Genomic DNA, 13,342 nt, shown 5'->3' with positions numbered 1-13,342 from the left:
GGCAATAGGGGTTCCTCCCGGCGGGGCGACGGTAACACCATTCAGATTCTCGCCCGCCTGGACAAGCTCGTCAAATTCTACGGTTATTGCAACGTTAACCGGGACTCCCGTAGCGCCATTCCCAGGTGCTTTTTCGACAACCGTGGGCGGCGTGGTGTCGGGTGCGGGACTGACGATGATCGATAGCTGCCGGGTTGCAGTCGCGCCGCTCTGGTCAGCGACCTGGACCGTAAAGCCCCAGTTGCCTGCCGACAAGGGCGTGCCCGAAATCTGCCCTGAACTGCTTAAACTCAGCCCGTCCGGCAGGCTGCCGTCAACCAGGCTCCAGGTATAGCTTCCCACCCCGCCGGCAGCCGCGAGTTGGGCGCTGTAGGCTTGCCCCTCCGCGGCCGGCGGAAGCTCCGCAGTGGTTATCGCAAGCGGGATGACTTGATCACCTGTGGTGAACCTCCAGGAGCCTGCAAAGGAATTCCCCTCACTGTCGGTTACTATACCGGCCGAAATTGCAACCTCGTACGTTGTAGCAGGTCTGAGGTTATAAGTAGGGTCTATCACCAACGTATCATTATTGATAACTGTGGTTTGCACTCTGGCAACCTTATAAACTATTTCATAATAGTCCTCGGGGTTGGTAATGTTTATATAACCCTGGTAGTTGTCGCTCAGTTGTACCGGTTCTTTGAACACGATAACGATTGGCGCATCTACGGCCACACCGGTTTCGTAAGGCACCGGGCTGCGAGTGACCACCGCCGGGCCGCTGCCCGTATATTCTGTAGCCACATTTAAGGAAAAGTTCCTGTATACCGCCTGGGTCCCGTTGCTGGCCTCCAGGGCGAAGCTAAAGCTGCCCGCCGCGGTAGGAGTACCGTACAGGGTTATGCCGGATAAAATCTCCACCCCGTCAGGCAATGAACCGGAATAAAGGGACCATTCGAGGATACTCCCCACATTAGGCTGCATGGGTAATTCGGCCAGGTACTCCAATCCGACATAGCCGTCACCCAGCATGGGCGCGGCAATGTCTAGTTCTCTGGTAATCTCTTCGCCCGCAGACTCTGCCACCAGCCAAGGCTGGAAGTCGATGCTCCCGTCAACAGTATCACCATAGTTGATACCATCATGACTTGGGCCGTGGGGGTTACCCCAGAAATTAAGCGATGCTTCCACCTCGTTCGACCCTTCGTGGTCTATTCCGTAGCCGTTGTCGATTATATTGTTCCATTTTACTTCTACCCTAGAACCATCTGCATTCGGTCCCAACTCAATACCGGCACCTGTGTTGCCGGAAATAATGTTTTTCTGAATATAAACGGTTCCTCCTGTATGCTCATCCACATACACGCCATCTATACAACCGGAAATTATATTGTTTTCGATGTACACAAGCCCATCCTGCATGCCGGTAATCGAAATCCCGTGAGCGGCCCCGGTAATGGTGAAGCCTGTTATCCTCCGGGTCCCGTAAGAACCCGGCACCGGCTGAAGGGTGAAGGCATCACCACTCGCAGGGTGGATGATAGTAGCTTCCGGACCGTTGACCGAAGTGATGGTTACATCCTTGGTGATCACAACATTCTCGTTATACGTACCATCGTGGACGACAATGGTATCGCCGTTCCTGGCCGCCTGCAGCGCACGAGTTATCGTTCCGTAGGGGTTAGTATCACTGCCGTCTCCTTCCGTATCACTGCCGCTATCATCCACATAGATTACTGCGGGAGGAATTGCTGCGGTGGTAAAATGCAGGAGCTCGAAATTCGAAGTGTTGTACATGTTGCCCACAGTGTCCTCTACGGCCCATGTTGGCAGGTAAAGGGTATACTGTGTAGAATGCTCAAAAGTAGCGTGATTAATGGTGAGGGTATTCCCCTCGATTACACAACTGATCCCCCCCACCATATTTCCGTCATTGTCCCAAATTTCAATAAGATTAAGTTGATCTCCCTCCCGGACAGGCTCGCTGAATGTTATTACAATGGGTTCATCCACCGCAACGTCGACTGCCCCATCATCAGGCGAGGTGCTGGCGACAATTGGGGCTTGGTTATCCACGTAGGCCCAAGCTAAAACCTCGTCCATCCCGTCATTGTCGGGATCATAGGAAACGGTAAAGCTGTCATTGTATGCGGTGACGCCCAGAATATCGTTGCTGTCATCCGAACTTCCTGACGGGGATGACAGGCTGAAGCTGCCTGTAAACTTGCCGCCGCTACCGAAAAGGCTTACATTGATAGGAGCTGATGGCCAATTGTCGCACGCTACCTCTACGGTAACACTTCCGCTCCCCTTTGCCTCGTCGTATAGAGTCACGTAAACGGTTTCATAGGACTTATAGGTATCCCTGTCAAGCTCCATGTAGACCGTCTTGAAGCTCCACGTCACCTCTGCATTTGGGTTGCCTGCCCGGTCCACGACCGCCCCGGCAGGAACAGTTACAGTATAGGTTTCACTCCAGGCCAAGGATGAATATAACGTAAGAACCAGCGTGTTGCCGCCGATAATCTCCTTAGAAGCAATGTTCTGGTAGTTGCCGTAATGATCGACAATCCTAATATTGCCGGATTCACTACCCCAATTAATCGGCTCGTCAAAAACAACGTTTACAGTGGAAACACCCGGGTCTACCCCCCTCGCATCCCTAAGGGGGGATAAAGAAGTGTATTGCGGAGGATCGTCATCGACAGTTGCGGTATCACCGTAATTAGCACCATAAGTAACGAAGATTATGTCTCCATTGGTGACCTGCAGCTGATCGCTAGTATCGTTTGACCCGCTAGCAACGAGAGTAAAGGTTCCCCTGAAAGAACCCGTGGCGGCATCGGTTTCGGTAAGCCGGACCGTAATGCCGGCTGCATCGCTTGTGCTGGTTACCGTAATGTCCACCGTCTCCACTGCCGAATTATCTCGATTGGCAGAGAAATCTGTAACACTTACGGTAACCGTGGAGCCTGTGTTGTAATACTCTTTGTCAAGCTGTACCGTAATGTTCTGGGCTACCGCTTCCGGCGCGCCGGCTGCGAGAATGCCCGCCACAAGGACAAAACCAACAAGGACAACTAACCACCCGTAACTTTTTCTTTGTCGTCGCACTTGGCGATCCACCTCCCTGATTCCTGGTTACTTGAACATAGGGTTTTTGAACTGCGGGGTCCCGGCCTATCCCTTATAACCCCTGATAATGGTTAAGGTAATCCCCGTCTAACGTTCAGCGCCTTCCGGTACCCGAAAAGATTGGAGCAAGGAGAATACCGGTACAGCTTCCCCGCCAGACAGGCAAAACTTCCCAAGTATTATACGGCGGCTTCTGTTTCATTTCAATCACCCTAGGGGGGTGATATTGAGATAACCCCCGGGGTGATTTTTCGAATTTTCCAAAAGGATTCAGGAAACTTCTGTCAAATATATCGGATATATGGATACATGAGTACAGGTTGTTATTTTTTTCATGCCTGGTCGACAATTTCTATCACCCTACGGGGATACGTAGTCTGGGGTGTTTTCGTTGAAATCCAAGTGTCTTTCGATCAAGACCTTCTGGCCTCTGGCGGCAACGTTAGGTTGCGTCTATGGTTGTGCCATCACCTTTCCCGTGTTTGGACCTGCACTGAAAGCTTCTGTTAAGGATTCCAGTTTTGTCCCTTTAAGCATCAATGGCCTGCTGTTTTTATCACTGGGGCTCATCCCGAAGCCGGGAACGGTGTTAAAATGGGAACGACACTCGAACTACTACCTAGTGCTGGCAGCATTAGGTGTAGTTTTGAGCAGCCTGTGGTTCCTGTTGCCTTCTCCCCTCAGGTTCGTTACCACCGGATTGCTAGGAATGGCACTGGCCAGAATAGTCGTTTTCTGGTCCCAATCATTTTTAACCCGGATCCCTGCTACATCTAGGGGTTGCGTTTTGGGGTTTTCCCTGTTTCTGGCCTACTTAGCGCTTTATCTTTTCACCGTTACCATTCCGGTACTTAATTCCGCTCTGGCTCCTGGCCTCTCTTCCCTCCTGGTTCTAGGTTCCGCATTTTTCCTTAAATTTCCGGGCCGCCCTTCAAGCGACCGGGCCCTGTTGGATCAAAAAAAGACCACTCAGGGTATGTCTCGTCCCATCCCCCGTATCAATAAATGGCGCCTTTATGCCGTGATTTTCGGGATTTACATTACCGCAGGTATTACCTACGCCGGTGTCTATCCTCGCTTTGAACCTTACGCCGAAATAGAACGTTTTTACAATGTGCTGCCTTTCATGGCAACGGTTTTCCTGGCCGGAATGCTGGCAGATGCGGCGGGTAGAAAGCTCCTCCTCTACCTCGGCCTTGCTTCGCTAGGCGTTTCCTTTACCTTTTTCGCCACTGTAAAAGGAATCCCGGGGTATTTTCTGACGCAGACAGCACTGCAGTCAGGTTGGGCTTTTTTGGACCTTTTTGTCTGGGTCATCCTGGCAGATTTGGCTGCTGCCAGCAACCAGACCGAACAGTTTCACCACGGCCTAAGCGCTATGCTACTGGGTGTGCTGCTGGGTTCGCTTGTTTCCCTTCTTTTGGTCAACCTTACCGTGTCGCCAGCATTTCTAACCGTCGTGGCGCACATACCTCTCTTTATGGTCGTGGCCTTCCTATGGGCGATTCCCGAAACTCTTTCCCGGCAGCCCAGCTCCCCCGATATCAACTGCGTGGACATTTCGCTTCTGGAGTGTTTTCATTCCCTGACCCCCCGGGAGCTGGAAGTAACCCGGCTTCTGTTACAGGGAAAAACCAACAAAGAACTCTGCCAGGAACTTTCCATTTCTCCCAATACCGTTAAAACTCACCTGCGGAACATCTTTCGCAAGACGGGTTTCCCCAACCGGGATCATATGATTAGGGAAGTTGAAAAGCTCCTTGCTAAAAGAAACTAATCCGGCCTGGCCCCACCGGGATGCAGGCCAAGCTCCAGAAGGGGTGAGCTTAACCCGTGCCAGAATGCATAAGCCCGGGGAAAACCCCCGGGCTTTGCTACTGCGTTTCTTCGAATATCAACAGCAGGTGCGAACCTGCACTATACCGCACGAACACGCTTCTCAAGAGCAGTTGGCCTTTCTCAACCAGTCCTTCCAGCGTCTCATTAATACTACCTCCAAACAATTTGTCTCGCCCTTTGAATTTTTTCCTGAATTAACCATGCCGACACTCACAATAAACCACAACAGCCCGTTTGGTAAAACCATTTAGAGTAGCATTTTCCCCCACCAGTTTGGCCCAAACCATACCCATGAAAAGACAAAAGGGCGGCCTGTCTCTAGACCGTCCCATTCAAGTCAAGAACCGTCCCCGGCTTGAACGTCCCCGGCTTGAAAAATTAAGAGCACACCCCAAAAAGGGTGCGCTCCTATGTTATACGGCTTATTCAATGGGTCCCGGATTGCTTTCTTGAGCTCCGTCAACTGTATCGTCGGTATCTCCATCGTTGTTCAGGTCATAAATACTGCTGAAAGCGTGAGAGCGAATATCCCACTTGTTGGCGCTCTTGGCAATCCGCGGCATGTAGGCGTCTACATCTACGAAGGTGTCGTGGCAGGAAGCGCAGATGGATTCCGCAGTGAACTTCAACTGTATTCCGTCAGTGTACTGGTCATGGGCGCTGTGGCAGGTAGCGCAGTCCATAATCTGGGCGGCATAGTGTTCGGACTGGATGAAGTCGATGTACTGCTGGTGGTGTCCCTTGCTGAAGTTATTAGCCCACAGGTGCTTACTGTATGAGCCGTCTCCCGATGCATCACTCTCTACCTTCAGGTCGCTTACAACTACCGGATTGCCGTCCTTATCAAATACTGTGTAGCTGGCCTTGGTAAAGGTAATCGGCTGGTAGTTTGCAACAATCAGAAGTTGATCCTGTCCGGGTACGAAGCCGTATGCGTCGGAACGTCCTGCATAGTTGCGGTTGCTACCACGGATATGGCACTGACCGCAGACGTCCAGCTTCTGGGCCAGGCTCAGCTTGGCCGGGTTGATGATGTTTTCCGGAGTAGGATACTTGACGTGGTTAGCGCCGGGTCCGTGGCAGGCCTCGCAGGTAATACCGGTGTCACGGAAGTACTGGTCTTCTATTGTAGGATCGTAAGCCGTATTTACAGCGTCAATGTTAATACCGGTGGCGTGGCAGGAACCACAGCCGACATCCCAGTCTTTATCGTCGGTAATAGCCTTGTAAGCTGCCCAACCGGCGGTTGTGCCAGCGTACCCGGTGGTCCACATAACCGCGTTACCGCTACCGACTCTTAGACCGTCGTCCACACCGTCGCTGCTCCAGCCATTGCTCTCGAGGAGGCTGTCCTGGAAGACGTAGCGCTGCTTCCACTTGACACCAAGGGTATAGAGTACGTTGTCGGGAGTAATCGCGCTTCCCGTTCTGCCATCGATGGACGGATCGGCGAAGCTGCTGGTGGCCCAGTTCTGCAGGGCTTCTGGACGGAAGTTGGTGAAGTAGGTCCATTCGGTGGCGTTTCCGTTGGCGTCAACGGTTCCGATGTCCGCCGCGTCAACACCCGCTGCCAGCAGTTCAGACTCGGTAGGAGTACCAGTCTCAACAGGCATGATCTTCTGGGTGTGCTTGACCCGGTTGACCCAGCGGTCAAAGGCATCCTGATCGTAGGCCATTACTATACTGCTGGCATCCGGCCAGGCGCCGCTTGTCCACTTGACGTATACCTTGAATACGTCAGTCTCGTGCTGTTCTTTGTAAGGTGCGGCTTGCTCCTCATGACACTTGGCACATTCCTTCCAGCCGACATAGTTGTTAAACGCCAGGGTAGATTTCTGCGCATACAAGCCGTTTTGGGTGGTGGCAGTAGTTGTTACGGACATTCCAGTGTTAGCAGCATATCCTTCGTTGCCGTCGCCCTTCTTATGGCAGGTCTCGCATACGCCCATGTTGGGCTTCCGCTTCAGGGCGGAGGAACCGGCAATTTCCTTGAGGTTCTCCAGCGCGATGTCGCTGCTGGTGCCCGGTCCAACAGTAGCGTTCCAGTAATCCTGGTCAACACCGTGGGCCACGTGGCAGGTCAGACAGGTTACCCGGTTGTTCTCTTCAAAGTCCAGGCCGGGTTCGCTACCATGCCAGTTGAAGCCCACTTGGTGACGGTAAGCTTCGGAATAGGTACCGTTCAACATTTCACCGGAACCGTTGGGCTCTGTATCAGTGGTATCCTTGTAGACGTTCTCCGTATTGTAGTCGGTATGACAGGCGCCACAGAAAGTGTTCAGGCCGGAAATATGGGTTACGCTTTCCGTAGCTTCCAGGTAGTTACTGATGATCATCTTGACCTGGATGGCCGGTGTACCGTAGACCCGGTCGCCAACACCGCTCAGATCTACGCCAGTAATTACGGTGTAGCCGTTGCTGTTGTCTACCTTAGCTCCCCAGCTCACCTTGCCATTGTCATACACATTTACTCCGTACGGATAGCCCTTAATCAGCAGGGCAGGTTCGCCGTTGAAGTACACTTTGTAGCCTACGCCAGTCTCATAGACCACACCCGTGGTGGTTGCATCAATGGTAATGGATCCCAATTCACCCAGGTAGGTAAAGCCTCCGGCGGGCTTTCTCGCCGTAGCTACACCGTTCGGATCGGGATGCAGGATCCGCGCGTTGCCGCCCTGTCCGTGCGGGCTGTGGCAGCTCTCGCAGCCAAATTCGGTAGCCCACTGGGTAACAGTCTTGCCGTACTCGGTAGTTCCGGTAACCGCAACGGTGCTACCGCCGGGTGCAGCCGAGATCTGAACCGCACCGGTTACGTTGTGGTTGGACAGGTAAGCTTCCGCGCCGGTACCGAACTTACCGCCAAACGTCCGGGCAGTCGTATTCCCGATGTAACCATCCTCAACATTGTAAGTGGTAGTTACCGTACCGTCGTGGCAGGCCATACAGGTTTCATAGACGTTGTACCACTGCAGCAAAGAGGGACCTACCGCGGTGTGCGTTGCGTGACAGGAAGCACACGCGTCGGTGTCCTTAGAATAGTTACTGTGAATCCTGTAGTTGGCCGGTGCCTGTTCGTTAGGCAGGTAGATTTCAAAAGGATAATTGGTAGTACCGTCACCGCTGAACGCGTCCTTGCCCAGGTTGCCTACACCGTTATACACATATTTGCCCGTGGAGGTGTAGTACGACGTGCCTGTAGCAGGGTCACGGTACTTCGCCTGCTCTGCCCAGGCAGCTCCCGCGAAGACGGCTACCAGCACCAAGCTCAGGACCAGAGCCAAGCTCAGTCTTCGCATTAACTTTCCTCCTCCTTTATTAATTGGCGGCGCTTCGTCATGCCTGTTTCCGCTACCCTCCCTTCCCGGCCCGATTGACGAAACACCTTTTATGGTAAAAGCGGCCTGCGGCCACTTTACCATCAATGGCTAAGAGATGTCCCCGAAGGAGGAACATTTACATTCTTTTTTCGGTTTTCAAAGAACTGACAAATGTATGCGGAAAATTGTGAATTATGTCACTTGGGGAAGTTAATTAAATATGGCTTGCTACAACCACTTTCTATTCTAGCATCCTTGTCCCACATTGCGCATTGGACAAACTGCCTGAATTTGCCAGGCCTTTGGTAACCACCTGTTCCTCCCCATGGACATCCTTTCTTTCCTTCTAGCAGGTATTTTGGTCCTACTTTCTTAGGGCCTAAAGTCCCTTATTTATGTCTAAAACCCGCGAAATAAATACCCAGCCGGGAAGATCCAATGAGATAGCGGGAAACCGGACAACGGGAAAGGGGACAGGTACCCAGCTTAAGCAAAAAAAATCCCGCTAAAGCGGGAACTAGGATCCAAGATTACTTGAGGTCATTCAAGCGCAGCTTTTTACGCACCGCAAAGGCGGCCGCCTCTGCCCGGTTGCTCAAATCCAGTTTGCTTAGGACTGCGCTGACATAGTTTTTTACTGTTTTGGGGCTGAGGAACAACTCCTCGGCAATCTCCCGGTTGGTTTTCCCCTCAGCGATTAAGGCCAGGATTTTTTTCTCCTTCTCATTAAGAACGGCTAACTCGTCTTCCTGACTGCCGGCCGCGTTTTTCATCATCTGCAGCACTTTCCCGGTAATGGACGGGTCGAGGAGAGATTCGCCCCTGCCCACTCGCTTCACGGCATTTATCAACTCCGTGCTGGAAATCTGCTTCAGTATATACCCGCTGGCACCGGCCATGATAGAAGCCATGATGGCTTCATCATCAGAGTAGGAAGTGAGCATGACCACCCGGGTGTTGGGGTTTTCCGAAAGAATCTCCCGGCAGGCTTCGATGCCGCTGCCTTCGGGGAAGCGCACGTCCATGAGGATTACATCCGGAGAGTACTGCCGTGCTTTTTCTATTGCTTCCTCCGGGGTAGCCGCTTCCGCCACCACTTCCAGACTCGGGTCGCTGCGCAATATATAACCTAGACCCACCCTGACCATTTCATGGTCATCAACCAGCATGAGTTTTAGCCGTTCCATTTTCTTCCCTCCAGTACGGAATAGTTATTTCTATTTCGGTTCCCTGTCCTTCGCTGCTGACGATCCTCAGCGTACCCTTCAGGCTCTTTACCCTCCGGGCAATATTTTTTAATCCTTGCTTTCCTTCCTGTTCCGCCCTGGTAAGCACCTCGTCTACATTGAAGCCCTTCCCGTTATCAATAATTTTCATCTCTACCTGTTCCGGTCCCAGCCTGACCCGGATTTCAGCTTTGCTGGCCCGGGCATGTTTTTGAATGTTGGCTAAAGCTTCCCTGGCGATGTGATACAGTTGATTTCGTTGAAAAGGGGTTAGCTCACGGCTGTCAGTTTCTTCTACGATAAGATCCGGCGCCACCGTAGAAGTGACGGCGAATTCGGCTACCAAGTCCTGGAGTTCCTGCCGCAACTGGGTATCCCTGAAGTAATAATTGGGCAGGTCCATGATGTAATGTCTTATATCCCGGATGGTTTCATTCAGCTTGTTGATGGAAAAGTTAAGATGACTCAAGGCAGCCTGTACCTTTTCCCCTTTAGCAAGCAGGTTCTTGCAGTGCTCCAGCCGCAAACCTATGCCATAGAGGGACTGGATGGTTCCGTCATGTATCTCCCGGCTGATGCGCTCTCTTTCCTTTAAAATTGCATGCCGGGTTTCCGCCTCCTCAATACGCTTGCGGCTTTCTACGTCAAAAATTTTCAGGATGCGGATAATACAGAAGGAAATACCGATACCGCAAATGAGCCGGAAAAACTGTACGGGCAAACCGGTAACGGCCATGAAGGATTCATAATTCAACCAAGAGGCCGGAAAAAAATTGCTCTTCGGAACGATCAGTCCTGTCAAGAAACCATAAGCCGCAAAATATATGGAAGCCCAGCGCATACTCTCAGTCAGGAAGGGCATTTGGAGCTTCTTGAGTTCGGCCACCTGGAGGTAAAGACCGTAAGCGGACAGCATAGCCGCCGGAAAACCCAGCATATAGCGGGCCAGCGCACTCATCCTACACATCCAATCAACAGGGTCAGATAAAACCCCATACAGGGTGACAACAGATACGCTCCAAATTATAAAAAGGGTTACCGGAACCGCTTCCAGCCATCTGGACAGGCCCAGTGTGTGTATCAGAAGCCTGACCCCGAAGAAGAACAGGGCCAGATAGGAAAAGGCCAGCAGGACATGCGCCCCGATCCTTAGCTGCAGGATGGTTTCGGGACGGTATATTTCCCGCCAGATGGGCAGGAAAGCCGGCGTCCAGTCGGCAAGGCCATGTAACAGGCCGAAAATACCTAGAAGCCATAACGGTCGCGCAAGGATAAAGTTGCTACCGTTCTTGTTCTTGATAAGGATGGCAAAACCCATCATAAAATAGACCAGGCCGTAGACAAAATAAATCAGAGGAAAATGCAGCTTAACAGCCTCATAAACCAAATTCATGTGTTCAGGCTCCCGTCCAGTTAATCTTATTTATGTAAATTGGACAAAAATCTTTATAATCCTACTTAAAAGGGCGTAAAGCCTAAAAATTAAAAGGACAGGCCCTTAAGACCTGTCCTTCTACCCTATGGTCGGAGCGACTGGATTTGAACCAGCGACCCCCACCACCCCAAGGTGGTGCTCTACCAAGCTGAGCCACGCCCCGACATGCTCCACTTGTGTCGACAAACTATATTTTAACGGGTGCCGAGCCAAAAGTCAAGGCCATAGACCATCAAGTTTCTAGATGGACCAGAGTTTCGTTTACCGTCAGGGTTTTATTCCTAATTCTTTCATCTTCCGATATAAAGTGCTCCGCCCGATACCTAAAAGACGAGCAGCAGGGGCAATCTTCCCCTCGGTTTGGGCTAAAGCCTGCAGAATCGCCTCCCTGGTTTGTCGCTTTAGCAGGGACTGCTGCATACCTGCCTCAGAGCCAGCTGCATTTTTTATTTCGGCAGGTATATCTTCTACCGTCAGGAGAGGTCCGTCTGCCATGGCGACCATGCTTTCAATACAGTTTTTCAGCTCTCGAACATTGCCCGGCCAAGAATAGGCAAATAAATACGTATATACTTCCTCTGCTATCCCCAAAGGTGGCTTCCCTAATGTCTGGCAGGTTTGGCGAACAAAGTAAGGCACCAGATCCCATATATCTTCCTTTCGGTAGCGGAGAGGAGGTACATCAATGGTTATCACTTTCAGCCTGTAGTACAAATCCTGACGGAATAACCCTTCAGCGACTAGGTCTGATAAGTTCTTATTAGTAGCCGCAATAACCCGAACATTAATTTTGCGCGCCTTGGTGTCTCCAATTCTAAATACTTCCGCTTCCTGCAGCAGCCTCAGCAGCGCTGCCTGCGCATTGAGAGCCATATCGCCGATTTCATCTAAAAAAATAGTACCTCCATCGGCCAGCTCAAACTTTCCCGGCCGTCCGCCGCGCTTGGCTCCTGTAAAAGCCCCATCGGCATAGCCAAAAAGTTCGCTTTCGATCAAAGTGGAGGGTAAGGCGGCACAATTAACGCCGATAAAAGGACCTTCTCGCCAGGGGCTGGCTTCATGAATGTAACGGGCGACGATCTCCTTTCCGGTCCCGCTTTCTCCCTGAATGAGCACCGTAGATTTGGTCTGCGCCGCTTTAGCCGCCCTCTCAAAAACTTTCCTGGTTATTTCACTGCGTCCTACCCATAAAGGCGTTTCCGCCTCTTTTTTATCGGCTGGATTTACTTGCAGTACCCCCACAACGCCCACCGTATATCCCTCATCATCTGTTACTTCACGCAGCCGCGGCCTGATTCTTAGGCCCGACTTCTTTTCCACCTCAAGCTCCAGATCCCCGCCATCAATTTTCCAGTTCTTGTTCCCACAAAAAACATCTGAAGCCGGGCGGCCGATAATTTCTTCTCGACGGCGACCCAGCAACTGAGCCCCTGCCCGGTTTATTTCAGTAATTACTCCGTCCCCATCGATAGCTATAAAACCTTCACGCAGCATCTCTGCGGCCAATCGAATTCCTTGCTTGCAAAAACGAAAATTACGTTTGAGTTCTATAAGCTGCAGATTCTGTTCTATCATCCTCGCTCCCATGACGACTATTTCTAATAAACGTTCTTTCTGGTTCGCTGCTTCACCGGAAACATCCAGAACTCCTACAATATCGCCTCTGGAATTCCGCAGCGGTGCCGCCCAGCAAGACAAAAAGTGATTCTCCTGCACAAAATGTTCCCAGCCCCGCACCTTTACCGGAGCCTTTTCCGCCAGAGAAGTACCAATAGCATTTGTACCCTTAATATCTTCCCGCCAGTTGGCTCCGGGAGACAGATATACCTGCTGGGCCTTGGTCATAAAAGGAGGATCTCCCAATGCTTCCAGGATATATCCTTCGCCGTCACAAAGTAGCACCATGTAATTTAAGCCTTTTAACAGGCGAAAGACATAAGGCAAAACCGGTTTTCCCGCTTGAATTAAATCTTCCTGGGCCTGGCAGCGTTCCCGTAACCGGGGTTTGGATAAAATTTCGTTGCTACCCACACGCTGGTAATCAACTTCCAACGCCTTGCAGCGCTGCCAGGACCGGTAAATTGTGGGATCGACTTCATCTACCGGCCCTTCACCGGTGACAAAACGCCGCCAGACATCGCTCATATTTATACTACCTCCAATTCCGTGGCTTTCTTACCCGCCTCCCAGCGGCGGAAACAGGGATAAAGTATCCCCTTCACTCAACTGGTAATCCAGTTGGGCGTGGCGACCGTTGACTAAAATCAAGGCCGCTTCTTCCTCAGCAATGTTCAAATCTTTAATTACCTCACCGACGGTGGTCCCGGGATTATATTCCCTGGTTTCCACCTTAAACCTTCCTGTACGCAACGTAGCAAATAATTTTACCGTTATTTTCACAATACCACCTT

Annotated in this window: 7 protein-coding genes, 1 tRNA gene and 1 pseudogene; 1 reads left to right on the top strand and 8 read right to left on the bottom strand. The window is 51.5% G+C overall.

The window, feature by feature from the left end; translation table 11 throughout:
• On the bottom strand, positions 1-2,313 hold a 2,313-nt coding region (locus KKC1_RS10695), incomplete at its 3' end, for an Ig-like domain-containing protein (RefSeq protein ID WP_238134281.1).
• Positions 2,314-2,424: 111 nt separating this feature from the next.
• Positions 2,425-2,622 (bottom strand): annotated as a pseudogene (locus tag KKC1_RS17570) (Ig-like domain-containing domain); the annotation flags it as partial.
• 883 nt (positions 2,623-3,505) lie between these two features.
• On the opposite strand from KKC1_RS17570, the gene KKC1_RS17080 reads away from it, so the two are divergent.
• Entirely contained in the window at positions 3,506-4,891 is a 1,386-nt protein-coding gene (locus KKC1_RS17080; RefSeq protein WP_088554448.1) for a helix-turn-helix transcriptional regulator, read from the top strand.
• 484 nt (positions 4,892-5,375) lie between these two features.
• Here KKC1_RS17080 and KKC1_RS10680 read toward each other — a convergent pair whose 3' ends face one another.
• From KKC1_RS10680 to KKC1_RS10655, 6 genes are all read right to left on the bottom strand, one after another.
• Positions 5,376-8,249 (bottom strand): cytochrome c3 family protein, encoded by a 2,874-nt coding sequence (locus KKC1_RS10680; protein WP_192868199.1) that lies wholly within the window; start codon positions 8,247-8,249, stop codon positions 5,376-5,378.
• Between the two features lie 551 nt (positions 8,250-8,800).
• Positions 8,801-9,457 (bottom strand): response regulator transcription factor, encoded by a 657-nt coding sequence (locus KKC1_RS10675; protein WP_088554445.1) that lies wholly within the window; start codon positions 9,455-9,457, stop codon positions 8,801-8,803.
• The gene (locus KKC1_RS10670) at positions 9,429-10,889 is read right to left on the bottom strand and encodes a sensor histidine kinase (RefSeq protein WP_088554444.1); all 1,461 of its coding nucleotides are present in this window, start codon (positions 10,887-10,889) and stop codon (positions 9,429-9,431) included. The genes KKC1_RS10675 and KKC1_RS10670 overlap by 29 nt, the downstream gene beginning before the upstream one ends.
• A gap of 128 nt (positions 10,890-11,017) precedes the next feature.
• A tRNA-Pro gene (locus tag KKC1_RS10665) sits at positions 11,018-11,094 on the bottom strand.
• Between the two features lie 104 nt (positions 11,095-11,198).
• A complete protein-coding gene (locus KKC1_RS10660; protein WP_088554443.1) occupies positions 11,199-13,076 on the bottom strand; it encodes a sigma-54-dependent Fis family transcriptional regulator in 1,878 nt (625 codons plus the stop codon).
• Between the two features lie 30 nt (positions 13,077-13,106).
• Positions 13,107-13,331: a MoaD/ThiS family protein gene (locus KKC1_RS10655; protein WP_088554468.1), complete on the bottom strand. Its 225-nt coding sequence runs from the start codon at positions 13,329-13,331 to the stop codon at positions 13,107-13,109.
• Between the last annotated feature and the right edge of the window lie 11 nt (positions 13,332-13,342).

Origin of the sequence: Calderihabitans maritimus (assembly GCF_002207765.1) — a bacterium.
In the GTDB taxonomy this organism is placed as follows: domain Bacteria; phylum Bacillota; class KKC1; order Calderihabitantales; family Calderihabitantaceae; genus Calderihabitans; species Calderihabitans maritimus.
This window is presented reverse-complemented; position numbering and strand designations above follow the sequence as displayed.

Coding starts and splice junctions, on each gene's coding strand:
- KKC1_RS10670 (WP_088554444.1), bottom strand. CDS start 10,889: ATGAATTTGGTTTATGAGGCTGTTAAGCTGCATTTTCCTCTGATTTAT.
- KKC1_RS10660 (WP_088554443.1), bottom strand. CDS start 13,076: ATGAGCGATGTCTGGCGGCGTTTTGTCACCGGTGAAGGGCCGGTAGAT.
- KKC1_RS10675 (WP_088554445.1), bottom strand. CDS start 9,457: ATGGAACGGCTAAAACTCATGCTGGTTGATGACCATGAAATGGTCAGG.
- KKC1_RS10680 (WP_192868199.1), bottom strand. CDS start 8,249: ATGCGAAGACTGAGCTTGGCTCTGGTCCTGAGCTTGGTGCTGGTAGCC.